Origin of the sequence: Streptomyces sparsogenes (assembly GCF_001704635.1) — a bacterium.
Classification (GTDB): Bacteria; Actinomycetota; Actinomycetes; order Streptomycetales; family Streptomycetaceae; genus Streptomyces; species Streptomyces sparsogenes.
On the sequence record NZ_MAXF01000013.1, the window covers coordinates 99,833 to 126,464 of the forward strand.

General features: G+C 72.7%; 29 protein-coding genes. 10 read left to right on the forward strand and 19 right to left on the reverse strand.

Annotation, left to right across the window (positions count from 1 at the left end):
- The 7 genes from BBH68_RS01450 to BBH68_RS01480 all read right to left on the reverse strand — a co-directional run bounded on the left by BBH68_RS01450 (window position 1) and on the right by BBH68_RS01480 (window position 7,929).
- The gene (locus BBH68_RS01450; RefSeq protein ID WP_065958359.1) at window positions 1-900 is read right to left on the reverse strand and encodes a carbohydrate ABC transporter permease; all 900 of its coding nucleotides are present in this window, start codon (window positions 898-900) and stop codon (window positions 1-3) included.
- Window positions 897-1,823 (reverse strand): carbohydrate ABC transporter permease, encoded by a 927-nt coding sequence (locus BBH68_RS01455; protein ID WP_065958360.1) that lies wholly within the window; start codon window positions 1,821-1,823, stop codon window positions 897-899. Before BBH68_RS01455 ends, BBH68_RS01450 begins: the two co-directional genes overlap by 4 nt.
- Before the next feature lie 149 nt (window positions 1,824-1,972).
- Window positions 1,973-3,769, reverse strand: a complete 1,797-nt coding sequence (gene araD, locus BBH68_RS01460) for an L-arabinonate dehydratase (protein WP_076971065.1) — start codon at window positions 3,767-3,769, stop codon at window positions 1,973-1,975.
- The gene (locus BBH68_RS01465) at window positions 3,766-4,668 is read right to left on the reverse strand and encodes a dihydrodipicolinate synthase family protein (protein WP_065958361.1); all 903 of its coding nucleotides are present in this window, start codon (window positions 4,666-4,668) and stop codon (window positions 3,766-3,768) included. The genes araD and BBH68_RS01465 overlap by 4 nt, the downstream gene beginning before the upstream one ends.
- A gap of 256 nt (window positions 4,669-4,924) precedes the next feature.
- The gene (locus tag BBH68_RS01470) at window positions 4,925-5,614 is read right to left on the reverse strand and encodes a GntR family transcriptional regulator (RefSeq protein WP_065958362.1); all 690 of its coding nucleotides are present in this window, start codon (window positions 5,612-5,614) and stop codon (window positions 4,925-4,927) included.
- A gap of 154 nt (window positions 5,615-5,768) precedes the next feature.
- Window positions 5,769-6,968: a hypothetical protein gene (locus BBH68_RS01475; protein WP_065958363.1), complete on the reverse strand. Its 1,200-nt coding sequence runs from the start codon at window positions 6,966-6,968 to the stop codon at window positions 5,769-5,771.
- A gap of 22 nt (window positions 6,969-6,990) precedes the next feature.
- Window positions 6,991-7,929 (reverse strand): 5-dehydro-4-deoxyglucarate dehydratase, encoded by a 939-nt coding sequence (locus BBH68_RS01480; RefSeq protein ID WP_065958364.1) that lies wholly within the window; start codon window positions 7,927-7,929, stop codon window positions 6,991-6,993.
- Window positions 7,930-8,197: 268 nt separating this feature from the next.
- On the opposite strand from BBH68_RS01480, the gene BBH68_RS01485 reads away from it, so the two are divergent.
- On the forward strand, window positions 8,198-9,022 hold the full coding sequence (locus BBH68_RS01485) for an NAD-dependent epimerase/dehydratase family protein (RefSeq protein ID WP_065958365.1): 825 nt from the start codon (window positions 8,198-8,200) through the stop codon (window positions 9,020-9,022).
- Window positions 9,023-9,072: 50 nt separating this feature from the next.
- Entirely contained in the window at window positions 9,073-9,315 is a 243-nt protein-coding gene (locus BBH68_RS01490) for a hypothetical protein (RefSeq protein ID WP_065958366.1), read from the forward strand.
- Window positions 9,316-9,612: 297 nt separating this feature from the next.
- Here the strand turns inward: BBH68_RS01490 and BBH68_RS41735 are convergent, their stop codons facing one another.
- Window positions 9,613-9,777, reverse strand: coding sequence for a hypothetical protein (locus BBH68_RS41735; protein WP_170066520.1), 165 nt, complete (start codon window positions 9,775-9,777; stop codon window positions 9,613-9,615).
- Window positions 9,778-9,835: 58 nt separating this feature from the next.
- On the reverse strand, window positions 9,836-11,053 hold the full coding sequence (locus BBH68_RS01495) for a glycosyltransferase (protein WP_065958367.1): 1,218 nt from the start codon (window positions 11,051-11,053) through the stop codon (window positions 9,836-9,838).
- Window positions 11,054-11,056: 3 nt separating this feature from the next.
- On the opposite strand from BBH68_RS01495, the gene BBH68_RS01500 reads away from it, so the two are divergent.
- Both BBH68_RS01500 and BBH68_RS01505 read left to right on the forward strand, forming a co-directional pair.
- Entirely contained in the window at window positions 11,057-12,160 is a 1,104-nt protein-coding gene (locus tag BBH68_RS01500) for a helix-turn-helix domain-containing protein (protein WP_079150738.1), read from the forward strand.
- Window positions 12,161-12,214: 54 nt separating this feature from the next.
- Window positions 12,215-12,442, forward strand: a complete 228-nt coding sequence (locus tag BBH68_RS01505) for a hypothetical protein (RefSeq protein WP_065958368.1) — start codon at window positions 12,215-12,217, stop codon at window positions 12,440-12,442.
- A 120-nt stretch (window positions 12,443-12,562) separates the two neighbouring features.
- Here BBH68_RS01505 and BBH68_RS01510 read toward each other — a convergent pair whose 3' ends face one another.
- Complete coding sequence (locus tag BBH68_RS01510) at window positions 12,563-13,492, reverse strand: LysR family transcriptional regulator (protein WP_065958369.1); 930 nt, start codon at window positions 13,490-13,492, stop codon at window positions 12,563-12,565.
- Window positions 13,493-13,581: 89 nt separating this feature from the next.
- Here BBH68_RS01510 and BBH68_RS01515 point away from each other — a divergent pair, with 89 nt between their 5' ends.
- From BBH68_RS01515 to BBH68_RS01525, 3 genes are read left to right on the forward strand one after another with little or no spacing between them, the layout of a single operon-like run.
- Window positions 13,582-14,505 (forward strand): zinc-binding dehydrogenase, encoded by a 924-nt coding sequence (locus BBH68_RS01515; protein WP_065958370.1) that lies wholly within the window; start codon window positions 13,582-13,584, stop codon window positions 14,503-14,505.
- On the forward strand, window positions 14,502-15,509 hold the full coding sequence (locus BBH68_RS01520) for an alpha/beta hydrolase family protein (protein ID WP_065958371.1): 1,008 nt from the start codon (window positions 14,502-14,504) through the stop codon (window positions 15,507-15,509). Before BBH68_RS01515 ends, BBH68_RS01520 begins: the two co-directional genes overlap by 4 nt.
- Before the next feature lie 8 nt (window positions 15,510-15,517).
- Window positions 15,518-15,901 (forward strand): hypothetical protein, encoded by a 384-nt coding sequence (locus tag BBH68_RS01525; RefSeq protein ID WP_065958372.1) that lies wholly within the window; start codon window positions 15,518-15,520, stop codon window positions 15,899-15,901.
- A 33-nt stretch (window positions 15,902-15,934) separates the two neighbouring features.
- Here BBH68_RS01525 and rox read toward each other — a convergent pair whose 3' ends face one another.
- The 3 genes from rox to BBH68_RS01540 all read right to left on the reverse strand — a co-directional run bounded on the left by rox (window position 15,935) and on the right by BBH68_RS01540 (window position 18,540).
- A complete protein-coding gene (gene rox, locus BBH68_RS01530; RefSeq protein WP_065958373.1) occupies window positions 15,935-17,377 on the reverse strand; it encodes a rifampin monooxygenase in 1,443 nt (480 codons plus the stop codon).
- A 165-nt stretch (window positions 17,378-17,542) separates the two neighbouring features.
- Window positions 17,543-17,734, reverse strand: coding sequence for a DUF397 domain-containing protein (locus BBH68_RS01535; protein WP_065958374.1), 192 nt, complete (start codon window positions 17,732-17,734; stop codon window positions 17,543-17,545).
- Window positions 17,731-18,540: a helix-turn-helix domain-containing protein gene (locus BBH68_RS01540; protein WP_065958375.1), complete on the reverse strand. Its 810-nt coding sequence runs from the start codon at window positions 18,538-18,540 to the stop codon at window positions 17,731-17,733. Before BBH68_RS01540 ends, BBH68_RS01535 begins: the two co-directional genes overlap by 4 nt.
- Window positions 18,541-18,712: 172 nt before the next feature.
- Here BBH68_RS01540 and BBH68_RS01545 point away from each other — a divergent pair, with 172 nt between their 5' ends.
- A complete protein-coding gene (locus BBH68_RS01545; RefSeq protein WP_065958376.1) occupies window positions 18,713-19,132 on the forward strand; it encodes an ATP-binding protein in 420 nt (139 codons plus the stop codon).
- 66 nt (window positions 19,133-19,198) lie between these two features.
- On the opposite strand, the gene BBH68_RS01550 is transcribed toward BBH68_RS01545, so the two are convergent.
- From BBH68_RS01550 to BBH68_RS01560, 3 genes are all read right to left on the reverse strand, one after another.
- Window positions 19,199-20,209: a MerR family transcriptional regulator gene (locus BBH68_RS01550; protein WP_065958431.1), complete on the reverse strand. Its 1,011-nt coding sequence runs from the start codon at window positions 20,207-20,209 to the stop codon at window positions 19,199-19,201.
- Window positions 20,196-20,855 (reverse strand): HEAT repeat domain-containing protein, encoded by a 660-nt coding sequence (locus BBH68_RS01555; RefSeq protein WP_245737846.1) that lies wholly within the window; start codon window positions 20,853-20,855, stop codon window positions 20,196-20,198. Before BBH68_RS01555 ends, BBH68_RS01550 begins: the two co-directional genes overlap by 14 nt.
- A 96-nt stretch (window positions 20,856-20,951) precedes the next feature.
- Window positions 20,952-21,881 carry a GbsR/MarR family transcriptional regulator gene (locus BBH68_RS01560; protein ID WP_065958378.1) on the reverse strand — a complete coding sequence of 310 codons (930 nt, stop codon included), beginning with the start codon at window positions 21,879-21,881 and terminating at the stop codon, window positions 20,952-20,954.
- A gap of 183 nt (window positions 21,882-22,064) precedes the next feature.
- On the opposite strand from BBH68_RS01560, the gene BBH68_RS01565 reads away from it, so the two are divergent.
- Together BBH68_RS01565 and BBH68_RS01570 are read left to right on the forward strand one after the other, a co-directional pair.
- Window positions 22,065-22,325 carry a hypothetical protein gene (locus tag BBH68_RS01565; protein ID WP_245737847.1) on the forward strand — a complete coding sequence of 87 codons (261 nt, stop codon included), beginning with the start codon at window positions 22,065-22,067 and terminating at the stop codon, window positions 22,323-22,325.
- Complete coding sequence (locus BBH68_RS01570; protein ID WP_065958379.1) at window positions 22,322-23,698, forward strand: serine hydrolase domain-containing protein; 1,377 nt, start codon at window positions 22,322-22,324, stop codon at window positions 23,696-23,698. The genes BBH68_RS01565 and BBH68_RS01570 overlap by 4 nt, the downstream gene beginning before the upstream one ends.
- Window positions 23,699-23,709: 11 nt before the next feature.
- Here the strand turns inward: BBH68_RS01570 and BBH68_RS01575 are convergent, their stop codons facing one another.
- From BBH68_RS01575 to BBH68_RS01585, 3 genes are all read right to left on the reverse strand, one after another.
- Window positions 23,710-24,657: a DMT family transporter gene (locus tag BBH68_RS01575; protein WP_065958380.1), complete on the reverse strand. Its 948-nt coding sequence runs from the start codon at window positions 24,655-24,657 to the stop codon at window positions 23,710-23,712.
- 211 nt (window positions 24,658-24,868) lie between these two features.
- The gene (locus BBH68_RS01580; RefSeq protein ID WP_065958381.1) at window positions 24,869-25,624 is read right to left on the reverse strand and encodes an ArsR/SmtB family transcription factor; all 756 of its coding nucleotides are present in this window, start codon (window positions 25,622-25,624) and stop codon (window positions 24,869-24,871) included.
- A gap of 77 nt (window positions 25,625-25,701) precedes the next feature.
- Window positions 25,702-26,586 (reverse strand): hypothetical protein, encoded by an 885-nt coding sequence (locus BBH68_RS01585; protein ID WP_065958382.1) that lies wholly within the window; start codon window positions 26,584-26,586, stop codon window positions 25,702-25,704.
- Window positions 26,587-26,632: the final 46 nt, after the last annotated feature.

Sequence of the window (26,632 nt, forward strand, 5' to 3'; positions counted from 1 at the left end):
CTAGCCCTTGACCGCGCCCGCGCTGAAGCCGGTGATCAGCCACTTCTGGATGAAGGCGAACACGATGACGACCGGTACGGCGGCGATCACGCCGCCCGCCGCGAGGGCTCCCAGATCGACGCTGTCGGCCCCGATGAGCGTGTTGAGGCCGACCGGGATGGTCTGCTTGTCCTGGGAGCTGAGGAACATCAGGGCGAACAGGAAGTGGTTCCAGCTGTGGACGAAGGCGAAGGAGCCCACCGCGATCAGCCCGGGCCGCAGCAGCGGCAGCACCACGGCGCAGAAGGCGCGGAAGCGTCCGCAGCCGTCCACCCAGGCCTGTTCCTCCAGGGACACCGGCACATTCCTGATGAACCCGCTGATGAGGATCATGGACAGCGGGAGCTGGAAGACCGTCTCCGCGATGACCACGCTCCCCAGCGAGTTGATCATCTGGAGGTTCTTGAAGATCTCGAAGAGCGGGACCAGCATCAGCGCGCCGGGGATGAACTGCGAGGCCAGCAGCGCGAGCATGAAGCCCTTTTTGATCCGGAAGTCGAAGCGCGCCAGGGCGTAGCCGCCGGCCAGGGCGACCACCGTGGTCATCACCAGCGAGGAGACCCCGACGATCATGCTGTTCTGGAAGAACGTGCCGAAGCTCCGCTCATTCCAGACCTTGGCGAAGTGCTCGCCGGTCATCGGCCAGGGCACCAGCGAGGTGGAGCCGGCCGGGCGCAGCGCGAACAGCAGCATCCAGTAGAACGGGATCAGGGTGAACAGCAGGTACAGGGCCAGCGGGAGGTAGATCTGCCGGCGCGGCACGCCGTCGTCGAGCCCGCGCCCGCGCTTCCCGCGCCGGTCGGCGTCGGGGGCGGCGGCGGGGGCGGGCGCGAGGCCCTTCTCCGCGAGTGCGGTGGTCACTTGTTGTCGCCTCCGAACTTGCTCAGGCGCAGATAGAGGATCGAGCAGAAGAGAAGGATCACGAAGGCGACGGTGGTGAGCGCGGCCGCGTAGCCGAAGTCGTGGCCGTCGATGCCGGTGTTGGCGACGTACAGCGGGAGGGTGGTGGTCTGTCCGGCCGGGCCGCCGCCGGTGAGGGTGTAGAGCAGGTCGACGTTGTTGAACTCCCACACCCCGCGCAGCAGCGTGGAGAGGATGATCGCGTCCTTCAGGTGCGGCAGGGTGATGTGGAAGAACTGCCGGGCCCGCCCCGCGCCGTCGACCGAGGCCGCCTCGTACAGGTCCTTCGGGATGGACTGCAGATCGGCGAGGATGAGGATGGCGAAGAACGGGACGCCGCGCCACAGTTCGGCGAGGACGGCCGCCCAGAAGACGGTGTCGGGGTCGGAGAGCACCGAGGTGCCGTAGCTGCCGATGCCCGCGTCCGCCAGGTAGCGGCTGATGCCGGTGGAGGGGTTGTAGAGCAGCATCCAGATGGTGGTGGTCAGCACCCCGGAGACGGCCCACGGCGAGAAGACCAGGGCGCGGGCGATGCCGCGGCCGATGAAGGTCTGGTTGACCAGCAGGGCGAGGGCCAGGCCGAGGACCAGTTGCAGCAGCACCTCGGTGACGACCCATCTGCCGCTGAAGGCGAGGGTGTCCCAGAACTGCGGGTCGTCGGTGAAGATCCGGGTGAAGTTGTCCAGGCCCGCGAAGCCGTTCCGCCAGGGCTTGGTGACGTTGTAGTTCTGCAGGCTGTAGTAGAGGACGCTGAGCATCGGATAGGCGATGAAGCCCAGCATCAGCAGCCCGGCGGGGGCGATCAGCAGATACGGGAGGCGGCGGGTGGAGCCTCCCGTACGGGGCCGGGGGACCCGGGGTTGTTTCGCCACGGCGTCGGCCATGACTGCTTCTCCGTTCTCAGGGGTGCGGGGGGTGCGGGGCTGCGCGGGGTGCGCGGTGGGGCGTGGGTGCGAGGGGTGCGCGGTCGGGCGGGTGAAGCGCTTACCGAATGTCGTTCGGCATCTCGTGCAAAAGGTGAGCCGACAGGTGGTCAGCCCGCGTAGGGCTCGGGGTCCGCGCCGGGGGCGGCGAGGAAGCGGAAGTCGCAGCCGGTGTCGGCCTGGGTCATCTGTTCCTGGTACAGGGCGCCGTAGCCGCGGGTGTACCGGGGCGGGGGCGGGGTCCAGGCCGCCCGGCGCCGCTCCAGCTCGGCGTCGTCGACCTCCAGGCGCAGCGTGCGCGCCTCGACGTCAAGGGTGATCAGGTCGCCGGTGCGGACCAGGGCGAGCGGGCCGCCGACGTACGACTCGGGCGCGATGTGCAGCACACAGGCGCCGTAGCTGGTGCCGCTCATCCGCGCGTCGGAGATCCGCACCATGTCCCGCACCCCCTTCTTGAGGAGGTGGTCGGGGATCGGCAGCATCCCGTACTCGGGCATCCCGGGGCCGCCGAGCGGGCCGGCGTTGCGCAGCACCAGCACGCTGTCCTCGGTGATGCCGAGCGCGGGGTCGTTGATGGTGGCCTGCATCGACTTGTAGTCGTCGAAGACGACGGCGGGGCCGGTGTGCTCGAGCAGGTGGCGCTCGCAGGCGATGTGCTTGATCACCGCGCCGTCGGGGCACAGGTTGCCGCGCAGCACCGCCACTCCCCCCTCGCTCGCCAGCGGGTTGTCGAGCGGGCGGATGACCTCGGGGTCGTGGACCAGGGCGCCGTCGAGCTGCTCGCGCAGGGACGCGTGGGCGACGGTCGGGCGGTCCAGGTGCAGGGTGTCCCCCAGCCGTGCCAGGAAGCCGGGCAGGCCGCCCGCGAAGTGGAAGTCCTCCATGAGGTAGCGGCCGCCGGGGCGCAGGTCGGCCAGCACGGGCACGGTGCGGGCGATCCGGTCGAAGTCGTCGAGGGTGAGCGGCACCCCGGACCGCCCGGCCATCGCGATCAGGTGGATCACGGCGTTGGTGGAGCCGCCGAGCGCCAGCACGGTGGCGACCGCGTCCTCGTACGCCTCCCGGGTGAGGATCTCGGATAACGTGAGGTCCTGCCAGACCAGTTCGACGACACGCAGCCCGGAGGCCGCGGCCATCCGGTCGTGCCCGGAGTCGACGGCCGGGATGGAGGAGGCGCCGGGGACCGTGACCCCCAGCGTCTCGGCGGCGGCCGTCAGCGTCGAGGCGGTGCCCATGGTCATGCAGTGGCCGGGCGAACGGGCCAGGCCGCTCTCCAGCTCGGACATCTCGCAGTCGCCGATGAGCCCGGCCCGCTTGTCGTCCCAGTACTTCCACATGTCGGTGCCCGAGCCCAGGACCTCGTTGCGCCAGTGGCCCGGCAGCATCGGCCCGGCCGGCACGAAGACCGTCGGCAGGTCGGCGGTGGCGGCCCCCATCAGCAGCGCGGGGGTGCTCTTGTCGCAGCCGCCCATGAGGACCGCGCCGTCCACCGGATAGGAGCGCAGCAACTCCTCGGTCTCCATGGCCAGCAGATTGCGGTAGAGCATGGGCGTCGGCTTCTGGAAGGTCTCCGAGAGCGTCGACACCGGGAATTCCAGCGGGAATCCGCCGGCCTGCCACACCCCGCGTTTGACCGCCTGGGCGCGGTCCCGCAGGTGCGCGTGGCAGGGGTTGATGTCGCTCCAGGTGTTGAGGATCGCGATGACCGGCTTGCCGAGGTGCTCCTCGGGGAGGTAGCCGAGCTGGCGGGTGCGGGCCCGGTGGCTGAAGGAGCGCAGCCCCTCGGTGCCGTACCACTGGTGGCTGCGCAGCTCCTCCGGCTTCTTTCTCCGGGGGGTCGCGGGGGGCTCGGGGGGCTCGGGGGTCGCGGGGGGCTCGGGGGTCGCGGGGGGCGCGGGGGGCGTCATATCGCCCACCCCTGGATCAGCGCGGCGACTTCGGCGCGCTGCGGCTCGGGCAGCGCGCTGCCGGGCGGGCGGATGTCGCGGCGGCACAGGCCGAGCGCAGCAAGCGCTTCCTTCACGACGCTGACGTTGTTGGCCGACTGCTGTGCGGCGCGCAGGTCCTCGAACCGCCGGATCTGCTCCCACACCTTCATGGCGGCCGGGTAGTCCCCGGCGCGCAGCGCGCCCAGCATGTCGAGCGAGACCTTCGGGGCGACGTTGACCAGGCCGGAGGTGAAGCCGGTGGCGCCGACGGCCCAGTACGAGGGCGCGTACAGCTCGGCCAGCCCGGCCACCCACACGAAGCGGTCGAGCCCCGCGTCGCGGGCGACGGCGGCGAAGCGCGCGGCGTCGGGCACCGCGTACTTGACCCCGATCACATTGGGGCAGGCCTCGCCGAGCCGGGCGATCGCGGACCCCTCGATCAGCGGGTTGCGCAGATACGGCACCACCCCCAGCTCGGGCACGGCCTCGGCGATGGCGCGGTGGTAGTCGACCCAGCCGTCCTGGGAGACGTACGGATGGACCGGCTGGTGCACCATCACCATCCCGGCGCCCGCCTCGCGGGCGTGGCGCGCGGCCTCGACGGCGGTGGTCACGTCGTGCCCGACGCCGACGAGGACGGCGGCCCGGTCGCCGGTCTCCGCCACGGTCAGCTCGGTGACCAGGCGGCGCTCGGCGAGGGTGAGGGCGTAGAACTCGCCGGTGTTGCCGTTGGGCGTGACGGCCTTGACGCCGCCGTCCAGGAGCCGGCGCAGCAGGGCCCGGTAGGTGTCCTGGTCCACGGCGCCCTCGGCATCGTACGGAGTCACCGGGATCGCCACGACATCCGCGAGCGCCGCCCTCAGTGGCGAGTAGTCCATACGGAGCCTTTCCCTTCTGGTCGAGCCGGCCGGGCTGGCCGGGCCGGTCGGGCTGGTGGGGCTGGTCGGGCTGGTGGGGCTGGTCTGGCCGGTGACGGTCGTCGGTGGAGCGGGGGCGGAGCGGGGGCGGAGCGGGGCCGGTGCGGGGGCGGTGCGGGGTGGAACGGGGGCGGTACGGGGGCGGTACGGGGCGGTACGGGGGTGGGGCGCGTGGGCGCGTGCGGGACCGTCCCCTCGACGCACGCGCCCACGCGGTCTAGGTGGCCGCCTCGGCGGCCCGGCTTCCGGCGCCCGCGACCGGGCCCTCGCCCGCGGCCTCCGGGAAGGCGCGCCGGACGAAGGAGGCGATGTGGTCGCGCAGCGCCTCGGCGGCGCCGTCCGCGTCGCCGTCGAGCGCGCGGGCCAGGATCTCGCGGTGCTCGCGCGCCTCCCGCTCCCAGGACGGGACCGCCTGCCAGGCGACGGCGGAGACCAGGGCGGCCTGGTCGCGCAGCTCGTCGAGGATCCCGGTCAGCAGCGGGTTGCCGCAGGGCAGGTAGAGCGCGCGGTGGAAGTCGCGGTTGGCCAGCGAGCGCCCGGCCGGGTCGGCGGCGGCGTCGGAGCGCTCCAGCGCGGCGCTCGCGCCGGCCAGGTCGGCGCGCGTGGTGACGGTGCGGCGCAGCGCCTCGGGCTCCAGCAGCAGCCGGACGTCGTAGACGGCCTGCGCCATGGCGGTGTCGACGGTGCGCACGGTCGCGCCCTTGTACTCGCTCATCACGACGAGCCCCCGGCCGGCGAGGGTCTTGAGGGCCTCCCGGACCGGGGTCTTGGAGACGCCGAACTGGGCGGCCAGCTCGGTCTCGACGAGGGGCTGGCCGGGCCGCAGCCGTCCGGTGAGGATCGCGTGCTTGACCGCCTCCAGTACATACTGCGTACGGGAGGGGACCGGGCTCGGCGTCATGTCCATGGGGCTCTCAGATCTCACATATCGCGTCTCATATATGACGTACGGAGTACGACGCGATGAAATTAGGGCCGCCCGGGGGGTTCGTCAACGGTTCTGACAGAAAACGCTTGCTGCGATGCGGTTCCCCGAGCGGCCCTGGTGAGTTGGGGGCGTGTCAGGGAAGGCGTTCGAGCGCGGTGCGCACCGCCGCGAGGTCCGCGTCGGAGGCCAGTCCCGCGTGGTAGAGGCGGATTTCGTCCGCGCCGAGCCCGGCCGCGTGCGTGGCGTCGGCCTCCAGGGTGGCGGGGCTGCCGCCCATGCCGGCCACGACGGTGAAGTTCGCGGCCAGGGTGGTGCGTTCGGTCCTGTGCGGCGCGAAGGGGGTGAGCACATCGGTCCGCGCCGCGTCGCTCCCGGTGCAGGGCAGCACCACCCCGTCGGCGTGGCGGAGGATGCCCGCCGGGTCCACCCCGGCGTTGGCCCCGAGGCGGTGGGGCGCCGGGTCGGCGTGCAGCAGCACCTGGAACGGGCCGCCTGCCGCCTCCCGTACGGCCGCGACGGCGTCCCGCTGCAACTCGGCCGCGACCCGGTCGCGCCAGGCCGCGAAGGTGGCCGCGTGGTCGCCGCCGAGCAGCTTCTCCACCTCGGCCCACTCGGCGGCCCGGTCGCCGCCACCCTGGCCCGCCTCCCCTGCCCAGACCGGCCTCAGGGCCCGCAGTACGGCCCGCCGCAGCTCCTCCGGGTCGGCGCCGAGCGAGGCGTAGCCGGCGTGGCAGCTGTCGCAGAAGCACAGCGACATCAGGTACTGGGCCGCGCCGCCGAGCGGGACCCCGCCGATCTTGTCGTGCGCGTGCAGGTGGGCGACCCCGTACCAGCCGCAGGACTCCAGCTCGGTGCCGAGGGTGCCGGGCCGCACCGCCGCCTCGGCGGCCAGGTCGACCACGTACGAGCGCACCTCGGGGCGGGCGACGCACGGCGCCCAGGGGTAGTGGTCGCCGTAGGCGTTGCGCACGGAGGTGCGCGGATGCTCGTCGCCCAGGCGGGAGTTGTGCGCGAGGACCACCCAGGAGTGCACCTCGAGCCCGGCGTCGGCCAGCGCGCGGGCCGCCTCGCCGTACGGGTCGGCGCCCTCCACCCAGGACTGCCGGTACGGGCGCAGCGGGCGGTCCGCCCAGCGCTCGGGGTCCGGCGGGTAGAGGACTGCGGCGTGCCGGGCGGTGACGACGCGGTGGCGCGGGTGGCGCGGCGTCAGCGCGCGGGTGGAGTGGTAGGCGGAGGCGAGGGTGACCTGCTGGACGCCGAGGTCGGCGATGCGGCGGGCGGCGTCCGGGTCGCCGACGACGTCCCAGGGGTAGACGAAGGCGGAGGCTTTCAACGCGGTTTTCCCCTCGGGGTGGTCAGGCTTCGGAGGTGGGGACCAGGGCCAGCCCGCGCTCGATCAGCTCGGCCAGTTCCTTGAGGTGGGCGGGGCTGGGCTCGGACAGCGGCGGGCGCACCTCGCCGACGTCCAGGCCACGCAGCCGCACCCCCGCCTTGACCAGCGAGACGGCATAGCCGCGCCCTTGGTTGCGCAGCTCCACCAGCGGCCGGTAGAAGCCGTCGAGCAGCGCGTTGCACATCGCGTCGTCGCCGGTGGTGAGGGCCTTGTGGAAGGCGAGGGCGATCTCGGGGGCGAAGCAGAAGACCGCGGAGGAGTAGAGCAGCACGCCGATGCCGCGGTAGGCGAGGCCGGTCAGCTCTGCGGTGGGCAGCCCGTTGAAGTAGAGGAACTTCCCCTCGGGATCCTCGGCGCGCACCGCGCTGACGATGCGCTGGAGCAGGTCCAGGTCGCCGAGGCCGTCCTTGAGCCCGATGATGCCGGGCACCTTGGCGAGTTCGACCACGGTCGGCGGGGTGAGGACGACGTTGTCGCGCTGGTAGACGATGACGTCGAGATCCGTCGCGCCCGCGAGCGCGGTGTAGTGCCGCAGCAGCCCCTCCTGGGAGGCGACGACCAGGTACGGGGGCATGGCCAGCAGCCCGTCGGCCCCGGCCTCCTCGGCGAGCCGCGCGTACCGGATGGCGAGCGCGGTCCCGTAGCCCGCCCCGGCGACCACCGGTACGCGCCCGGCGGCCTCCTCCACGGCGGCGGCGACGACGGCGCGGAACTCCTCGGGGGTGAGCGCGTGGAACTCACCGGTGCCGCAGCACGCGAACACGGCGGCCGCCCCCGCCTCGATCCCGCCGCGCACATGCGCGCGGTAGGTGTCGAGGTCCAGGGCGCCGTCGGGCCCGTAGGCGGTCACGGGGAAGAACAGCAGGCCGTCAAGGCGCTCGGCGAGTGAGGCTGAGGTCACGGGCTCTCCCTGTCCTGTGTGCCGACGTGCCGTCAACTCACCGGCGCATACACGTTTCTGATCGTCATCCATATTCTTGAACGCTGCCACGGTAGGGCAGCCCGGCCGCGCCGGTCAAGGCGCGCGCACCCCCGTGGAGACGCGTCGGACACCCGCCCGACACCGCCTCACGCGCCCCTTGACTCACCCCCGCCCCCTCCCTAGCGTGTCCATGTTTATGAACAGCATCTCCGCATGAATTTCCATCCTTGACGGAGGAGATCCCCACATGCCCGCTCCCCGCACCGTTCTCCTCACCGGCGCCGCCGGCGGCATGGGCACCCTGATGCGGGAGCTGCTGCCCGCGACCTACGGCTACCGGCTGCGCCTCCTCGACCTCCTGCCCATCGACGGGGAGCCGGACGCCATCACCGCGGACCTCGCCGACAAGGAGGCGCTGCGGGAGGCCGTGCGGGGCGTCGACGCGATCATCCACCTCGCGGGCATCTCCCTGGAAGCCCCGTTCGAGAAGATCCTCCGGGCCAACATCGAGGGCACCTACAACCTCTACGAGGCGGCCCGCGAGGCGGGGGTCCGCCGGATCGTCTTCGCCTCCAGCAACCACGCCGTCGGCTTCACCCCGCGCCCGGCCACCACCCCGGTGCCCGCCGAAGCGCTCATCCCGATCGACACCCCGCGCCGCCCGGACACCTTCTACGGCCTGTCCAAGTCCTTCGGCGAGGACCTGGCGTCCCTCTACTGGGACAAGCACGGCATCGAGACCGTCGCCATCCGCATCGGCTCCTGCTTCCCCGAGCCCACGTCGGTGCGCATGCTCTCGGTCTGGATGAGCCCGGCCGACGGCGCCCGGCTCCTCCACGCCGCCCTCACCGCCGAGGACGTCGGCTACACGGTGGTGTACGGCAGCTCGGCCAACACCCGCCTGTGGTGGGACCTCGGCTCCGCCCGCGCCCTGGGCTACGAACCGCAGGACGACTCGGAGCCGTACGCCGCGAAGCTCCTCGCCGAACAGGGCGAGCTGGACCCCGGCAACCCCGACCACGCCCACCTCGGCGGCCACTTCTGCACCAATCCGCCCATCTGGCCGCACTGACGTGTCATACCCTCGGGACCGGTGGCCACGAATGGGCGACAGGGGGACGTATGAGCGTGCGTTGGTCGGCAGGGGTCATCGGGTCGCTGGTGGCCCTGGCCGTGCTCACGGGATGTGCCGACCCGGACAAGAGCGAGATCTTCACCTGGACCGATGAACACGGCAGGGCTTGCACCGGAGTGGTGGTCGTGGACTCGGAGGACGGCGACCGCGAGGTGACCAGCATCGACTGCGACTACCCGCCGGAGGGCGTGAAACCCGGCCGCACGACCTCGTCCCCGCTTCCCGGCTGACGCGTACGGGGAGAGGACCCGTCACCCGTCGCGCGCGCTGCGCCTGGGCGGGCGCTGCGCCTGGGCGGGTGCTGCGCCGACCCGGGCGCCACGCCGACGCGCGCCAGCACCGCCGCGGCGCCGTCCTCCGCGGCGATGCGACGCGCCAGGGCGCCCGCCCGGTGCCGGTGGGCCGGCTCGGCCACGCAGGCCGTGATCGCCGCGGCGAGGGACCCGACGATGAGCCCCTGGAAGCGCAACGGGGGCGGCGTACGGGGAGAGCACCACCGCAGGACGGCGGCCGCCCGCGCGCAGCCGTCACCCCTCGCGCAACACACCGACGCGCGCCAGCACCGCCGCGGCACCGTCCTCCGCGGCGACGCGACGCGCAAGGGCGGCCGCCCGGCGCCGGTGCGCCGGCTCGGCCACGCAGGCCGTGATCGCCGCGGCGAGGGACCCGACGATGAGCCCCTGGAAGCGCAACGGGGGCGGCGTACGGGGAGAGCACCACCGCAGGACGGCGGCCGCCCGCGCGCAGCCGTCACCCCTCGCGCAACACACCGACGCGCGCCAGCACCGCCGCGGCACCGTCCTCCGCGGCGACGCGACGCGCAAGGGCGGCCGCCCGGCGCCGGTGCGCCGGCTCGGCCACGCAGGCCGTGATCGCCACGGCGAGGGACCCGGCGGTGAGCGCCTGGAAGGGCAGCGGGGCGGGCGCGGCCCCGAGTCGGTGCAGGCGGGCCGCCCAGAACGGCTGGTCGGCCATGACGGGCACCGGCACCGCGGGCACCCCCGCGCGCAGCCCGGCGGCGGTGGTGCCCGCTCCCGCGTGGTGGACCACGGCGGCCGTGCGGGGGAACAGCCAGTCGTGCGGCACGTCCCCGATCGCCAGCACGTCGTCGCCGACCGCGCTCAGCCCCGCCCACCCCGCCTGCACCACCGCACGCACCCCCGCGCGGGCCACCGCCGCCACCACCAGCTCGCCCAGCCGCTCCCCCTCCCCCGGCGCCATGCTGCCGAACCCGATGAACACCGGCGGCGGACCGGCCCGCAGGAAGTCGGTCAGCTCGGCCGGGGGCCGCCAGCCGTGCGGCCGGGCGGGCCACCAGTACCCCGCCACCTCCACCTGGTCCGGCCAGTCCGCCGGGCGCGGCACCACCAGCGGGCTGAAGCCGTGGAACACCGGCCGGATGTCCCCGCCCGGCGCCGCCGACGGGGCGGCGGGCAGCCCCAGCCGGGCGCGCAGCCGGGCCACGGCCCCCTCCTGGAGCGCCCCGGCAGCCGCCAGCAGCGCCCGCCCCGCCGCCAGGTTGCCGTCCGGCCCCGGGGCGCCGGCGTCCGGCGCGCCGGGCAGCGGAAACTCCCTCGTCGGGAAGGCCGGTGCGAGATAGGCGCCGACCACGGGCACCTCGAACGCCTCACCGGCCGCCCGGCTGAAGGGCGCCGGGCCGAACGCGGTGAGCACCAGATCGGTGCCGCGCTCCACGGCCGCCACCACCCCGTCCGCGAGCCGCTCCAGGAACGCGCGGGTCACCTCCCGCGCCTCCTCCGGCGACGCCGCCCCGGCCCTGGCGCGGATCAGCTCCCGGGGGTCACCCGGCAGCGGCCGGTGGTCGAGACCGCAGCCGGCGACGAGCCCGGCGAAGGGCGGGTGGGCCGCCACGGCGACCTCGTGCCCGGCGTCCAGAAGGCGCCGCCCCAGACCCGTGAACGGCGCGACATCCCCTCGCGAACCGGCGGTGACGATCAGAACGCGCATGTGATGATCCTCCTCGGCGAGTGCCGCCCCGGGCGCACCCCGGACACCCCCGGGCACATCCCGGGCACGGGCCCCGGGCACACCCCGGGCACGGCGGTCGCCGCGGACGCTAACGGCTCCCACGCGGTGGAGGTTCAACCAGTTGTGACACACGGCACACGAGGCGGGGACACGGTGGGCATCGGCGAGCTGGCCGCGCGCACCGGGCTGCCGGTGAAGACCATCCGCTACTACTCGGACATCGGGCTGCTGCCCGAGAGCGGCCGCAGCCCCGGCGGCCACCGCCGCTACACCGCCGACGCGTTGTCCCGGCTCCGGCTGATCCAGCGCCTCCGCGCGCTGGACACCCCCATCGCCGCCATCGCCGCCGTGATGACCGGCGAACGCTCGCTCGCCGAACTCGTCACCCACGAACTGGACGCCGTCCAGGCGCGGCTGCGCGAGGCGACATGGCGGCAGGGAATGCTGCGGGCCCTGGACGACTGTCCCGGCCCGGAGCGGCTGCGCCGCCTCGCCCTGCTCGCCGGGGTGGGCAGGCCCGAGGAGGCCCACGACAGCCTGGTGCGCTACTGGCACTGGGCGCTCCCGGCCGACCTGCCGCCCCGGCTGGCCCGAGCCGTCGTCGAGGGCGCGGTGCCCGCCCCGCCGGACACCCCCACGGCCGCCACCGTCCTCGGCTACGCCGAACTCCACGCCCTGGCCACCGGGGACGGCCGGCGCAGACAGCCGCAGCGCCACCAGGTCGGCGACGTCGCCTCGTTCTACGCCGGCGTCGTCGACGCCTGCGCCCTGGCCACCGAGGCCCTGGCCACCGGCTGCCCGGCCCGCCACGCCGAGGCGCTCGACCACTTCGTACGCGCCTACGCCCGCGTCGGCGGCCACGACGACACCCCGGCCTTCCGCGCCCACCTGCGCGCCCGGTTCCGCCACGGCACCCGTCCCGGTTCGTTCCCCCTGCGCTATTGGCGCCACGCCCTCACCGTCACCGGCGCGCCCCCGCCGCGCTCCACCGCCACCGGCCCCGGCCACCTCGCCGCCCCGCTGGCCGCGCTCCACCAGCGGATCTCCGGCCTGCACCTGGCCGGAGACCAAATCCCGTCGCCCTGAGCGCTCCTGGGCCGGTACGGTCGGGCCACTCTCCAACGGCCGAAGGGAGCGCCGATGCCCGCACCGTCCGGCTTCGCCTACCGACAGCGCGGCGACGGCAGCGTGGTCATCACCCACCACGGCCGCGCGGCGGCCACCCTGCGCGGCACCCGCGCGGCGCGCTTCCTCGCGGAGACCGAGGCCGAGGCGGGCGACCCGCAGGAGGTCATGGCCCGCTGGACCGGCAACTACCGCAGGGGCAACGAGCGCACGGCCCGCGACCACCCGCGCAACCGGCGCTGAGCGCCGGGCCCGGCACCCGGCACCCGCGCGACCGGCGCTGAGCCCCGGGTCGGGCGCCTGGCTCGGCGTCAGGCAGGGTCGGTGCCGGGCCCGGCACCAGGGGGTGTCGGGCAGGGGGTGTCAGGCAGGCTCGCCGGCGGGCTCGGGCAGCCAGTCCTCGGCCGGGTCGTACTCCAGCCACCGGCTACGCCCCGCCTCCGCCGCGAGGGCGCCCAGCAGGGCGTCCACCCGGGGGTTCCCGCCGCACCACAGCAGCGACCAGGCGTACAGCGGCGTGGGCTCGACCAGCGGCACGGACCGGATCCCGGGGTCGTCGGGCAGCGGCACATCGGCCGGCATCAGCGAGAAGCGGCGCGGGTCGGCGGCCACGTCGGCGAGGAAACCGTCCAGCCCCAGGTTGGTGCCCTCGGCATGGTGCCGGATGCCGAACCGCTCGGCGAAGCGGTGCAGGAAGTCCAGCCGGTGCAGCGCCGCCGGGGTCCACAGCACGCTGTCCCGCAGTTGCCCGGGCCTCAGCGCGGGCTCGTCCGCGAGCGGATGGTCCGCGCTCAGCACGGCGTCCACCGGCTCCAGCCGCACCAGCCGGTGGGTCAGCCCCGCGGGCAGGGGCGGATGGACGCGGCCGAACGCGGCATCGATGTCGCCGCGCAGCAGCGCCGCCGCCACCGACGGCAGGTCACGCCCGTGTCCCAGCTCCAGCGGCGGTGCCCCGCTGCCCGCCGCCACCTGCGCCAGCGTCCGCATCGGCGCGTAGAGGTGCCCCCACACATCGACCCGCGGCGGCCGACGCTCGTCCAGGGCCGCGGCCACCGCCCGGTCGGCGGCGGCCAGCGCCCGCCGGGCCGGCTCCAGGAAGCGGTCCCCGGCACCGGTCGGCTCGACCCCGTGGCCGGTGCGCCGGAACAGCGCGGTGCCCAGCCCGGCCTCCAGGCGCGCGATCCGCTTGGACAGCGCCTGCTGCGAGATGGACAGCGCCTCGGCCGCCCGCCCGAAGTGCGACTCCTCGGCGGCGAGCACAAAGGCGCGGACCTGTGCCAGATCGAGATCCATGCCCCTCACCATAGGAGACAACCATCGGTTGTCGGCTCGGCCGGTCGGTTGTTGGATCGTCCCGCGCCCCCGCCGGTTACCTGAGCCGCATGAAGAGACTCATCCCCACGGGAGATCCGGCGCGCCCGGTCGAGTTCACCGAGGACACCACGCCCGTTCCGGCCCCCGACGAGGCGCTGATCCGCGTCGAGGCGTTCGCCCCGAACCGAGGCGAGACGTTCCTCCTGGAGCGGCCGAAGCCCGGCCTGATACCCGGCAAGGACATCGCCGGCCTGGTGGTGCAGGCGGCCGCCGACGGCTCCGGCCCCCAGGCCGGCACCCGCGTCGTGGGACACCCGCCCAAGGGCGGCTGGGCCGAGTACGCGGCCGTGCCCACCCACTCGCTCGCCGAACTGCCCGACGCCGTCAGCTCCGTCGTCGCCGCGGCCCTGCCCCTGGCCGGCATCACCGCCCTCCGGCTGCTGCGCACCGCCGGCGGCGTCGCCGGCAGGCGCGTTCTGCTGACCGGCGCCTCCGGCGGTGTCGGCCACTACCTCACCGAGCTGGCCGCCGGCGCGGGCGCGGAGGTCACCGTGGTGACCGCGACCGAGCCGCGCGCCGAGCGGCTGCTCGCCCTGGGCGCGGCGGCGGCCGTGCACGACGTGGCGAAGGCGGAAGGCCCGTTCGACGTGGTGCTGGAGTCCACCGGCGGCGCCGGGCTGCCCGCCGCGCTGTCCCACCTGACCCCCGGCGGCACGCTGATCTGGTTCGGCCAGGCCAGCCGCACCCCGGCGACGCTCGACTTCTTCGACTTCTTCAGCGGCCCGGAAGGCGCCACGATCCGCCACTTCCACTACGCCGGCGCGCCGTACGGCCGCGACCTGGCCACCCTCGTGCGGCTGGTGCGCGACGGACGGCTCCATCCCGAGATCGACCGTACGGAGGACTGGGCGAAGGCCGCCGAGACCCTGGTCGACCTGCGGGAGCGCCGGATCCGGGGCAAGGCCGTCCTCACCACGGGGGTGCGGTCATGACCATCGCCGACTTCTCTGCGGAGAACCTGACCCGCGCCGCCGGCGCCGGTCTCGACCTCCACGAATACCAGCGGGTCACCGACGGGTTGACCTCGGTGGACGACTGGGGACCGGCGTTCACGCGGGCCGCCCGGCAACACCTCGCCCGCGCGGAACGGGCCGCCTCCCCGGTCTCGGCGGGCGAGCACTACGAGACGGCGGCGCGCTGGTTCCACCTCGCCACCCTGGCCCCGCACCCGGACCAGGCCTCGGCCGCCGCCGAGGCCGACGCCGCCATGGGCCGTGCCCTGGAACTCCTGGACCCCGGCGCCCGCCGGCTCGAGGGGCCCGCCTTCGCCGGCTGGCTTCGCGGCCCTGTCGACGCGCCGGCCACCGTCGTCGTCGTGCCCGGCCTGGACTCCGGCAAGGAGGAGTTCCACCTGGTCACCTCGGCGCTGCTGCGCCGGGGCCTGGCGGTGTTCACCATGGACGGCCCCGGACAGGGCGTCCTCACGGCCACCACCACGGTCCGGCCCGACTACCACGAGGTGATCGGCCAGGTCGTGGACGCCCTCGGGATCGACCGGGTCGGGCTCATCGGCCTCAGCCTGGGCGGCTATTACGTCGTGGAAAGCGCCGCCCACGAGCCCCGCGTGGCCGCCGTCGCCACCGTGAGCGGCCCCTTCCGCCTCGACTGGCAGGCCTTCCCGCCCCCGCTCCAGGATCTCCTCGCCCGGCGCGCCGGAGGGACCGAAGCGGCCCGCGGCTTCACCGCCCGCGTCGACCTGACCGCCCTGGCACCCCGTATCGCCTGCCCGCTCCTGGTGGTCGACGGCGGCCGGGACGTCATCCCGGGAGTCACCAACGGCGAGCCGCTGGCCCGCCTGGCCCCGCACGGCGACTACCTGTTCGTCCCGCACGGCGAACACCTCCTCGGCAACGCCCTCGCGGACTGGCTGCCCGGGACCGCCGACTGGATGTCGGCCGCGCTGGCCGATTCCCAGGGGGAGCGCCGTCTGTCATAGTCCCGATCATGAAAGACATACGAAGACAGCAGGTGGGGCTGATTCCCGGAGTCGCGCTGGCCGCCACGCTGCCCGGGATCACCCTCGATGAGACCGGCACCTCCTCGCTGTTCGGCTACCTGTTCGCGTTCGTCCTCTTCGCGGGCATCAGCACCGCGATCTGGGCCACGCCCAAGGACCCGCACCAGGGCATCCTGCTGCCCATCCTGGCGATCGTCGGCCTGATCCAGGACACGCTGGTGTGGTACCTGATCGCCTGGCTGTCCGACGTCCGCGTGGACAGCCTGTGGTGGGCGGTGGCCGGGGCCTTCGTGGTGCGGGCCTGCTGCTGGGCCGCCGTGTGGACCCTGCCGTCCGAAACGTCGAAGCCGCAGGAACCCACGGACACATAGCGCCCCGGGGCGCCTCCACGGTGAGCCGGTGGCTCAGCCGGCGGCGGCGCCGAACCACGTGGGCAGGTGGCCGAGCAGATCCCCCTGGTCGTCGCCTACCCACGCCACGTGGCCGTCCGGCCGCAGCAGCACGGCGGGCACGTCCAGTTCCTCGCCGACATCGACGACGTGGTCGACGACGTGGTCGATCCGGTCCGCCCAACCCTCCACCGACAGCCGGCCGGTCTGGTCGAGCAGCAGTCCCCGGCCGCCGTGCATCAGCTCGTAGAGGCGACCGCCGCCCTTCAGCGCCACGTCCCGCATCCGGCGGCCGAGCAGCTCATGCCCTTCACCGAAGTCGTAACGGACCCCGATCGCGATGATCTTCTCGATCAGGTGGCGGTTCACCTCCTCGAAGTCCATCAGCTCGGCCAGCAGCCGCCGTACCGCCTGCGCCCCAGGCTCCGTGGACATCAGCTCCGCCTGCGCGCGGGTGTTGTCCAGCACCTCGGCGGCCACCGGGTGCCGTTCGTCGTGGTAGCTGTCCAGCAGCCCCTCCGGCGCCCAGCCGCCCACCTCGGCGGCCAGCTTCCAGCCGAGGTTGAACGCGTCCTGGATGCCGACATTGAGGCCCTGCCCGCCCATCGGCGGATGGATGTGCGCCGCGTCCCCGGCCAGCAGCACCCGGCCGGTCCGGTAGCGCTCGGCCAGCCGGGTGCCATCGCCGAAACGGGACAGCCAGCGCGGTGAGTGCACACCGAAATCGGTGCCCGCGTACGCCCGCAACTGTCGCTTGAACTCCTCAAGCGTCGGCGGGACCGAGCGGTCCTCGGCCACCTTCTCGGCGGGCACCACGACGCGGTACACATCGTCCCCGAACGGCCCGACCCCGAACCTCAGATGGGTCTTGCGGACTTCGGCCACCACGGCGGCCACCGTCTCCTGCGCCACCGCCACCTGCATCTCCCCCACCAGCGTGTCGGCCCTGGAGGGCTCGCCGGGAAAGCCGACGCCGAGCAGCCTCCGCACCGCGCTGCGGCCACCGTCGCACCCGACGAGGTAGCGCGAGCGCAGCGGCGCGCCATCGGCCAGTTCGACCGTCACCCCGTCCTCGTCCTGGCTCAGCCCCACCACCTCGCACCCCCGCCGGATCTCGGCCCCCAGCTCGGTGGCGCGCTCGGCCAGCAGCCGCTCGGTCACGGGCTGCCGGATCCCGAGGACGTACGGATGCGTGGTGTCCAGTCGGCTGGGCGACGGCTTGGTGATACCGGCGAAGAAACCCCTGAGCGGGTGCTGCTTGCCGTGCGCGAGGAACCGCTCCAGCAGCCCCCGCTGGTCCATCACCTCGATGCTGCGCACGTGCAGCCCGAGCGACCGGACATACGTGACCGGCTCCGCCTCCTTCTCCAGCACCAGCACGCGCACGCCGTGCAGCCGCAACTCACAGGCCAACATCAAGCCGGTCGGCCCGCCACCGGCGATGATCACGTCAATCACGAGAATCCCCCCATGCCACATAGGTTCTGGCTCCGGCCGAGGATTCTGCGCCACGACGGGGGCCTTGCGGCAAGGCCCCCTGTGCGCTATAGGTTGAAAGTGGCGGGGAGAGTGTTCTCCCCGCCATTTGTCGTTCCGGCGGTCAGCGCCTTCTGGTGGCCGGTTTCAGCGGCGCGCGGCGAACGCGATGAACTCGGCCCATGCGTCGGGGGCGACGGTGAGGATCGGGCCGGTGGTGTTCTTGCTGTCCCGGACGTGGACGGTGTCGGGGCGGGCGGCGACCTCGACGCAATCGCCGCCCTGTGCACCGCTGTGGCTGCTCTTGAACCACGCCAGTTCGCGTATGTCGTTGCTCATAGCTCCCCCAACAACTTCTCGATAAAGATGGACGACTCCCGTGGTGTGAGAGCCTGGGCCCGGATGATCCCATAACGCGCGGCGATGGCACGGACCTCTTCCCGGTCGGTGACCAGGGCACTCCGACCCTGACCTTCGAGGTACGCGAGTTGTTCGCCGCCTTTGGGAGTCATCAGAGTGAACGGCCCATCGACCCCGGCATTGTCCTCCCTGCTCAGAGGCATCACCTGGATCTCCACATTGCGCTTCTCACCGACGAGGAGCAAGTGCTCCAACTGCCCGCGCAGTACCTGCACCCCGCCAAGCGGACGTCGCAAGACGGATTCCTCGATGACAAAGCCCAAAAGGGGCGCAGGCCGCGCATCGAAAATCGTCTGCCGTTCCATCCTTGCGGCGACCCGTTGTTCGACAACCTCTTCGTTCAGCGGAGGACGGTCCATCCCGAAGACGGCTCGCGCGTAGTCCTCCGTCTGCAGCAGCCCCTTGATCACATGGGTGTCGTACGCCTGAACTTCAACCGCTTCGGCCTCCAACCGCGCCGCGTCGCGGAAGAACGCCGGATACCGCGCCTGCGCCAGCTCCTCCTTCATCGCCGCCAGGACGCCACCGGCGTCCAGCACCTCGTCCGCCTTGTCGACCAGTTCCGGCTTGGGGATACGCCGCCCGCACTCGACCGACGCCACCTGGTCCACGCTGTATCCGACCAGCGCGCCCAATTCCGCCCGGGTGAGCCCGGCCCGTTCCCGGAACAGCTTGAGCTGCTTGCCGAACCCCCTCAGGAACGCGGACCGCTCCGTACCTGCCATGTCACGCCCCTCCCGTCGCACTTCGCGTGTTCGTACAGGCACTGTCCGTACACGCGCGCTTCCTGGAAAGGCTAGGCACACCCCCGCCAGGCTGACGCCCATGACGACCGAAAATGCCCCCTCACGAGCGACACGCCCGGAAGAGTTCCCTCCATCGCCCCGTGAGTTCGCCATGCGCTTCACCTCCACCCCACGCGGCGCGCGCCTCGCTCGGCGGCTCGTGTCGCACCGGCTGGCCGCGTGGGGCTACCCGTACGATTCCGGCCCCAACGAGACCACGACGCTCATCGCGAGCGAGCTGGCCGCCAACGCCGTACGCCACGGCCGCGTGCCCGGGCGGGACTTCCACGTACGGCTGATCGCGCCACCCGCCGCCCCCGGCGCCGTGATCCGCATCGAGGTGTCGGACACCCGGGCCGAGAAGCTGCCCACCCTCACCACGGCCGGGCCGGACGCCGAAACCGGCCGGGGCCTCTACCTCGTATCGCTGCTCGCCGAGCGCTGGGCCGTCGGGCCCCGCCCCGGCGGCGCGCCCGGGAAGACCGTGTGGGCCGAGATCTCGGTCGGCGCGAAACCGTCGGACTCCCGCTGACAGCCCGGTTTGCGGTGAGTATGAGACAACGACACGCCGACGCCATGGCGTGTCGTTGTCCCATACTCACCGCAAATCCGCGTCGCGCCGCTTGAGAATGGACGTCGCGGTCAGCGCGACGACGCGGTCCTCGTCATGGGCCAGATCCGCGAGCGCACCTGACGCCACCGCGCCCGGGATGTCCCCGAGCGCCTGGGTCAGCCGTTGGCGTGCGGGTGCTCCGACCGTGCCGGAGGCGAGGCGGTCGACGAGCCTGGCGGCGATGCGATCCGCCAGCGCGGGATCGCTCGCCAGCGCGCTCAGCGCGTCGGCCGCGTCGGCGTCGTTGGCCTCCTCGACGATCATGTCGAGGAGCGTCGGGACCGCGTCGGCCGCTCCGCGCGGTCCGAGCGTAAGGGCGGCGTACCTGCGGACCGCGATGTCGGGGTGCGTGAGTGCGGCCCTCAAAAGCGCCGTCGCCTCGTCGTTCGGAATCTCGGCGATGGACTGGACGGCACGTTTCCGCACCTCGGCCACCGGTGAGTCGAGGCCCTCCGCCAGCAGCGCCAATCCGCCCTCGCCCGCTTGCGCCAGCGCCCATCGAAGGGCTCCGGCGACATGCGGGTCGGTCTCGTTCAGCGCTGCCTCGACCAGGGCCTCCACCGGCATCGGAACCTCTCCGGCCGAGGCCAGGGCCGCGCGCTGGCGCATCCCGGCGCTCTCCGAACGCAAGGCCTGGAGGAGTGCGACGATCCGGAGGACGCCCTCCCAGTCGGCGGGTTCGGCGGCATCGATCCGGCCGAGGCGGGTGAGCAGTTCGGTCTCACGCGCGAGGCGTTCTCGCGTCTGGCGGATGAGGTCGTCCACGAGCTGCGAGGGCGTGAAATGGGGGTCGTCCAGCGCGCGCCCGACTTCACGCAGCGAAAGCCCCAAGGACCGCAGGCTCTCGATGTGGAAGATCCGCCGGATGTCGTCGCTGGAATACTCCCGATAGCCGACCTCGGTACGGTCCGTCGGCCGCAGCAGGCCGAGCGACTCGTAATGTCTGAGCATGCGGGCGCTGACCCCGGACCGCTGTGCCACCTCACCGATCCGCACCCTGCCCAGCACCCCCTTGGCCGCTCGCGCCGAGGGCCACGACGCGCTTCGCCTCCTCGATGGCGAACTCGAATCCGGCGTCCGGGTCGCGCAACAGCCGCTCCGTGGCGATCGCATGCTGACGCACGCGAGGGTCGGGATCCGTCATCGCGGCGCGCAGGGTCGGCATGATCGCCTCACCGAGCGCGATCAGCGCCCGGCTGAGGCTCAACTGCGTCTCACGCTCGCCGCGCCCGAGCTGTGTCGCCAGCACCCCGGCCAACTCGGCCTCTCCGCCCTCGAGCACGAGGACGACCGCTGTTCGCCAGGCGGTCCGCGCCACCTCGTCGTCGGGGTCGGTCAGGAGCGCCCGTGTGATGGCCGGCCACGCCTGCCGGTCCGCGATCTTGGACAGGGTGTGCAACGCCTGGCTTCGTGCCTGCGCCCGCTCCGAGCGGAGTTCGTCGATGAGCTTGGGGACGGTCAGCGATGACGCGTGGCGGGTGAGGGCCCACGTAAGCATTTCGCGCACGTAGAACTCGGGCTCGATCGCGCATCGGTCGATGAGCTTGTCGATGAACTGCGGATCCGGGTTCGTGCCGACCGCCAGCGCCGCCTGGAGCCGCACCGACGGGCTGCTGTTCTCCAGCCCCTGGAGAGCGCGCATCGTGTTCCTGTCCCCTTTCGGCATGGTCCTCGGGACCGCTTCCTTGACTGCAGTGAAGCCCTTGCCACTGTGTCAAGGTCAAGCGGCGCCACGGGATCACAGACCCCGGTGGAGGGCTTCGCGTTGCGCCGGGCTGAGGCGGTCCGGTCGCGTGACGAGGGTGTACGTCCGGGGGCCGACGGTCCTCAGGGCGAGGGGATCGGCGATGGCCGGTTGCCGCCGGATGGCGTCCAGGGCGGCGGTGGCGCGGTCTTCGGGCCAGCCGAGCGCGGTGGCCAGCGTAGCGAGGGTGAGTGGTCGATCGGCATGCACGAGGGCGGCCAGCACGGTGAGCGCGTCGTACACGGCGGTCGCGGTGAGGGTGCTGCCGCTCATCTGCTCGCTGAGCCAGGCGAAGAACCGGCCCATCGCGTCGAGCCGGGTGCCGGCGGTGGTGTCGGCGCCGAATATCTCCATGCCACGCCGTGCGGCGGTGGCGATCTCGGAGTGCGCGCCGGTGTCGGCCTGCCACGCCCGGAGCCAGGCGTCGTTGTCGACGATGTACCGCTCGCGGCGCCCGCCGGGATCCGGTCGGCGCACCACCAGTTCCATGGTTTCGAGGGCGCCGATGGACTTGGACACCGACGCGGGGCTGACCTGTAGCCGGCGCACCAGGTCGGCCGCCGTCAGGCCGTCGGCGTCAGCGGTGAGCAGGCAGACGAACACCCGGGAGGTCATCCGGGGCAGGCCGGTCGCGGCCAGCAGTGTGGCGAACTGGTCCACGAATGCGCGCACCCTCTCGGCCGGCTGCTCGTCGATCGCCGGTCCGGCGGACCGGGCGGGCTTGTGCCTGCGGGCACGGTGGTCGGAGACCCGCTGCGCGTGGTCGGCGGCATAGTCGCCGGAGGCGCTGTTGCGTGCGACCTCGCGACTGATCGTGGATGTCGGCCGGCCGAGCCGTCGGCCGATCTCGGCGTATCCGAGCCCTTCGGCCAGCCACGCCGCGATGCTCCGGCGGTCCTCGTGGGTCAGCCTGCCTCCTGGCACCGATGCGCCTCCTCTCCTTGCGTTCAGCAACAGTACATTGCAACGACTTGATTGAGGTAGTTGCATTCGTTCGCATGGCTGTTGCAACGATGCTGCTCTACAGGGGACTTAGGCCCTCAATTTTGTTGACACAGCCGGAAACGCAACGTAGCTTTTCCTCGCTCGGAAAGTGAGGAGGACCCCATGATGTACGTGATGGCCGTGTCGACGGTCTCGGACGACGGCAAGTTCTGGAACGGGCTGAAGAAGGCACACGCCAACCTCCCCAAAGGCGCCACATGGAAGCTGGCGATCGCGAGCAAGGACGGGGCCACGGCGGTGAACGTCATCACCCACGACTCCCTCGACGGTGTCCGGGACTTCTTCGAGGCATACGCCGGCCCCTACGCCACGACGGAGTACCGCGAAGCGGACGCCGCGAACGCGGTCGGCCTCCCGCGATGACGCTCGACGTACCCAGGATCCGGGCCCGGGTCGCCGAACTCCTGGCGGAATACGCGATCCCGAGCGCCGCGATCGGCGTGCTCCACGACGGAGAGCTGACCGAACTCGCGGTCGGCGTCAAGGACGTGGAAACGCGGGAACCCGCGACGACGGACACCGTCTACCAATGCGGCTCCATGACCAAGACATGGACCGCACTGGCCTTCATGCAACTCGTCGACGAGGGGAAAGTCGACCTCGACGAGCCGGTGCGCACCTATCTGCCCGGCTTCGTGGTGGCCGATCCCGAGGCAAGCGCCAAAGTCACCCCTCGCCACCTGCTGAACCACACCAGCGGCATCGAGGACGCCTACGGCGACCCCGGCGAAGGCGACGACGTCTACGCGCGCATGGTCGAGAACATCGCCGACGCGCCCCAGGTCTTTCCGCTGGGCCGCACGCACGGTTACAGCGCGGCGCTGGGGTACGCGATTCTCGCGCGGATCCTGGAGGTGCGCGACGGCGCGCGCTGGGACGACGTCATGCGCCGCCGCCTCTTCGAACCCATGGGCCTGACCAGCACGAACAGTTGGCACGAGCAGGTGGACGAGGCCCGCGCCGCGACCGGGCACCTGCTCCGTTCCCTGGACGAGGGCCCCATCCTCACACCGGTGCGCCACCTGCCCCGTGCGTTCGGCCCCGGCGGAAACATCACCTCGACCACCCGGGAGGTGCTCGCCATGGCACACCTCCTCCTCAACGACGGCACGGCGCCCAGCGGAAAGCGCATTGTCTCGGCCGAGAGTGTTCGGGAAACGCTGCGGTCGCGGGTGCCCGTACCGGATCCCCACGTGTTCGGGCCGGCATGGGCACTCGGCCTCATCGTGTGCGACTGGCACGGCGAGACCGTCTACGCGACCGACGGCAGCACGATCGGCCAGAACGCTCGGCTACGGCTCCTGCCCGACTCGAACACCGCCCTCACGATGCTGACCAACGGCGGGCCGAGGGACAGCTTCTACCGTGAGGTGTTCAACGAGATCCTGACCGGCCTCGGCACGGTCACCATCCCGGACCTGCCCGCACCGGGCCCGGCGCTGAACCTCGACCCGACCAGGTACCAGGGCGTCTACGGGCGCCCCGGCGCACGGTACGAGGTGTCGGCGGAAGGCGGAAGGCTGTACCTGACCCTGGTCCTCGATCCTATGCAGGCGGAGTTCCTCCGGAAGCCGGACCGCATCAGGTATGAGCTGCTCCCGGTGAGCGAGACCCATTTCCTGATGCCGCCGGCGGGTCCGGTGGAGGACACCCAGACGGTCGCGATCTACGACTTCGCGAACGGCCCTGCCCAATACCTCCACACCAACTGCCGGGTGCACCCACGGCAAAGCTGACCACGCGGGGGTCAGGGCGCGTCGGCGGACTCCGGCGCGGGCTCGGACGCTGCGGCCTGCGAGGCAGGCGCGCGGGACGGGCGGGAGCGGGAGACGGCCACGCCGGCCAGACAGAGCGCGCCGCCGAGGAGGGTCAGCCAGGCGGGCACCTCGTCGAGGAAGAGCCAGCTCAGCAGGACCACGATGGCGGGGACGGCGTAGGTGGTCGCGCCCATCTTGCCGGCGGGGGTGCGGGCCAGAGCGTAGGTCCAGGTGGTGAAGGCCAGGGCGGTCGGCACCACGCCGAGGTACAGCATGTTGAGCGTCGCGGAGGTCGGGGCCTTCGGGAGTTCGGTGGCCAGTTGCCCGGCGAAGGGCAGGCACGCCACCGTGCCGATCAGGCAGCTGTACGCCGTGACCTGGAGCGGTGTCCCGTACGCGAGCGCGGGCTTCTGGGCGACCACGCCGGTCGCGTACGCCACCGCCGCGAGGAGGCACAGCACCACGCCGAGCAGCGAGGTGCCGCCGCCCTGCCCGGAGGAGGTCGACAGGCCGACCACCACCGCCCCGCCGAAGGACACCGCCATCCCGGCGAGCAGCCTGGGCGGCAGCGCCTCTCCGAGGAGCCGCGCCGCGAGCAGCGCCATCAGGATGGGTCCGACGTTGACCAGGAGGGCCGCCGTCCCGGCGTCGACCAGGCGTTCGCCCCAGTTCAGCGCGACCATGTAGCCGCCGAACCAGACCACCCCGGACACCAGAATGCCGCGCCAGGCGCCCCGGGGAGGCAGGCCCTCGCGGCGTATCGCCACGAGGAGGAACAGCACGAGCGAGGCGGCCAGCAATCGGCCGAGCGCGAGCGCGCCGGGAGAGTAGACGGCGCCCGCGCTGCGGACGGAGACGAACGCGGACGCCCAGGCGAACACGGAGAAGGTGGCGGCGCCGGCCGTGAGGACGCCGGGTGAGCGGAGACGGGAACTCATGTGGGGGAGCCTAGGCGGCTGACATTTTGGTGTCCACCGAAATGTTCGGCTGTCGCGACGGCTGCTGTGACGGTTTTCGTGACGGCTGCCGCGACGGGTGACGTGAGGGGTGTGGCGCGGGTGCCGTGAGGGGTGTGGCGGCGGGTCCCGCGACGGGTGCCGTGCAGGCTGTGGCGACACGTGCCGCGACGGCCGGCGCATGCCGGCCGGCTCAGCGCCAGGCGTCCGGCCCTATCCCCAGAAGCTCGCCGAACGCCCGCTCCCCCGCGTCCGTCACCCGCAGGGCCCGCCCGCCCTCGTCCCGCCGCTCCACCCACTCCCGGCGCAGCGCCAGGGCGCACAGCCGCGCACCGGCCACCCCGCCCAGGTGGCGGCGGCGCTCGGTCCAGTCCAGGCACGAGCTGACGAGCGGCCGACCGCGCCGCTCGGTCCAGTCCAGGCGCGAGTTCACGGTCGGCCGGCGGCCCCCGTCGGCCAGGTCGACGCCCACCCGGGCGCACCACTCCAGCCCCGCCTCGGTCAGCTCGAACACCCCGTCCGTGCGTAGCAGCCCGCGCTCGGCCATGGCGTCGGTGACCGCCATGCCGAGCCGGCCGGCGAGGTGGTCGTAGCAGGTCCGCGCGCCGGCCAGCGGGTCGGGGGCGGCGACGACCGGCGCCGCGTGGGCCGCGTCCCGGCCGGGGATCGCGTGCGCGGCGAGCGAGTCGACGAGGCGCGCCGTTTCGGCGTCGGCGATCCGTACGTAACTGTGGCGGCCCCGCCGCTCGGCCACGCAGATCCCGGTGTCCAGCAGGCGGGCCAGATGCCCGCTCGCCGTGGAGGGGGCCACGCCGGTGATCCGGGCCAGCTCACCCGCGCTCCAGGCGCGTCCCTCCAGCAGGGCCATGCAGATGGCGGCCCGGGTCTCGTCGGCGAAGGCGGCGGCGAAGGCGGCGAGGCGGGCGGCGGGGGGCGGGGCGTCGGTCACGCCTCCATCATGCCTCAATACTTCGGCACTCGCCGAAGGTTTGGTCGGTGACCGGTTTCCGCTGGGCGGGGGGCGCGTCAGCCCTTGGGGGCAGTTGCCTCGATCTCGGCCAGGGCCAGCTCGAAGACCCGCTGCTCGTCCTCGGTCACCGGCACCTCCCACCTTCCGTTCTCCTTCGCGGCCTCCAGCCACTCGTGAATGATCACCTCGATGATGTCCGGCACCCCCTGCCCCAACAGCATCTCGACCAACGGCCAGGCGTGCATGGTGATGGGAAACTTCGCCGCCCGGTAATGCGCCCTTGCTTCCCGCCATATCGCCCGCGCCGCATCCGGGCCCTCGACCCGGGCCGCGTCGTGGAGCAGACGGCACCAGCCGATGTCGATGCGATCCAGACAGCCGCTGAACTCACGGTCCCACGGGCTGATTTCGGCCACCTCACGGAACAGCGCGAGTGCCGCGGCCCGGTCGCCGGCAGAGTAGAGCTCGTACGCCTGCCCCAGCTTCGCGTCCAGCCGGCCCCGCGGCGTCGCCCCGTGCTCGGCCACATAGGCTTCCGACTTCGCCAGCTCATCGCTGAGCTCGGCCGCGAGGCTCCGGATGTGTTCGGCGTACTCCCACAGCTCGGCGGTCTCGTCCTCGTCGACGCCGTGGGCCTCGGCTTCCCGCAGCAGCTCCATGGCCCGGTCGCTGTCCTCGTCCATCTGGTCCGGGTCCGTGCCGTCCTCCAGGGAGTCCAGGCAGGCGTACGCCCCGGCGAGCGCCAAGGCACCCCGAGCGGTCTCGTCCACAGCGTCCACGGCCCCGGTCACCAGGTGCGCCTCCACGGCCGACGCGAGATCGGACCAGTACGTGGCGTCGTTCAGCTCTCCGGCGGGGGTGAAGAACGCGGTGAACTCCCGCGGCAGCTTTCCGGAGGTGATCATTGCGGTGACACGGGCGGGCACCGGCGGCAGGTCCATGAGTCTCCCTCAACGCGGTCTCGACGCGGGCGATCGACGACGGAGC

What these genes read in the sequence shown, in the direction of transcription:
- BBH68_RS01455 (WP_065958360.1), bottom strand. Translation starts at nt 1,823, where the DNA reads ATGGCCGACGCCGTGGCGAAACAACCCCGGGTCCCCCGGCCCCGTACG.
- araD (WP_076971065.1), bottom strand. Translation starts at nt 3,769, where the DNA reads ATGACGCCCCCCGCGCCCCCCGCGACCCCCGAGCCCCCCGCGACCCCC.
- BBH68_RS01465 (WP_065958361.1), bottom strand. Translation starts at nt 4,668, where the DNA reads ATGGACTACTCGCCACTGAGGGCGGCGCTCGCGGATGTCGTGGCGATC.
- BBH68_RS01470 (WP_065958362.1), bottom strand. Translation starts at nt 5,614, where the DNA reads ATGGACATGACGCCGAGCCCGGTCCCCTCCCGTACGCAGTATGTACTG.
- BBH68_RS01485 (WP_065958365.1), top strand. Translation starts at nt 8,198, where the DNA reads ATGCCCGCTCCCCGCACCGTTCTCCTCACCGGCGCCGCCGGCGGCATG.
- BBH68_RS01490 (WP_065958366.1), top strand. Translation starts at nt 9,073, where the DNA reads ATGAGCGTGCGTTGGTCGGCAGGGGTCATCGGGTCGCTGGTGGCCCTG.
- BBH68_RS01495 (WP_065958367.1), bottom strand. Translation starts at nt 11,053, where the DNA reads ATGCGCGTTCTGATCGTCACCGCCGGTTCGCGAGGGGATGTCGCGCCG.
- BBH68_RS01500 (WP_079150738.1), top strand. Translation starts at nt 11,057, where the DNA reads ATGATCCTCCTCGGCGAGTGCCGCCCCGGGCGCACCCCGGACACCCCC.
- BBH68_RS01505 (WP_065958368.1), top strand. Translation starts at nt 12,215, where the DNA reads ATGCCCGCACCGTCCGGCTTCGCCTACCGACAGCGCGGCGACGGCAGC.
- BBH68_RS01510 (WP_065958369.1), bottom strand. Translation starts at nt 13,492, where the DNA reads ATGGATCTCGATCTGGCACAGGTCCGCGCCTTTGTGCTCGCCGCCGAG.
- BBH68_RS01515 (WP_065958370.1), top strand. Translation starts at nt 13,582, where the DNA reads ATGAAGAGACTCATCCCCACGGGAGATCCGGCGCGCCCGGTCGAGTTC.
- BBH68_RS01520 (WP_065958371.1), top strand. Translation starts at nt 14,502, where the DNA reads ATGACCATCGCCGACTTCTCTGCGGAGAACCTGACCCGCGCCGCCGGC.
- BBH68_RS01525 (WP_065958372.1), top strand. Translation starts at nt 15,518, where the DNA reads ATGAAAGACATACGAAGACAGCAGGTGGGGCTGATTCCCGGAGTCGCG.
- BBH68_RS01535 (WP_065958374.1), bottom strand. Translation starts at nt 17,734, where the DNA reads ATGAGCAACGACATACGCGAACTGGCGTGGTTCAAGAGCAGCCACAGC.
- BBH68_RS01540 (WP_065958375.1), bottom strand. Translation starts at nt 18,540, where the DNA reads ATGGCAGGTACGGAGCGGTCCGCGTTCCTGAGGGGGTTCGGCAAGCAG.
- BBH68_RS01545 (WP_065958376.1), top strand. Translation starts at nt 18,713, where the DNA reads ATGCGCTTCACCTCCACCCCACGCGGCGCGCGCCTCGCTCGGCGGCTC.
- BBH68_RS01555 (WP_245737846.1), bottom strand. Translation starts at nt 20,855, where the DNA reads ATGCGCGCTCTCCAGGGGCTGGAGAACAGCAGCCCGTCGGTGCGGCTC.
- BBH68_RS01565 (WP_245737847.1), top strand. Translation starts at nt 22,065, where the DNA reads ATGATGTACGTGATGGCCGTGTCGACGGTCTCGGACGACGGCAAGTTC.
- BBH68_RS01570 (WP_065958379.1), top strand. Translation starts at nt 22,322, where the DNA reads ATGACGCTCGACGTACCCAGGATCCGGGCCCGGGTCGCCGAACTCCTG.
- BBH68_RS01575 (WP_065958380.1), bottom strand. Translation starts at nt 24,657, where the DNA reads ATGAGTTCCCGTCTCCGCTCACCCGGCGTCCTCACGGCCGGCGCCGCC.
- BBH68_RS01585 (WP_065958382.1), bottom strand. Translation starts at nt 26,586, where the DNA reads ATGGACCTGCCGCCGGTGCCCGCCCGTGTCACCGCAATGATCACCTCC.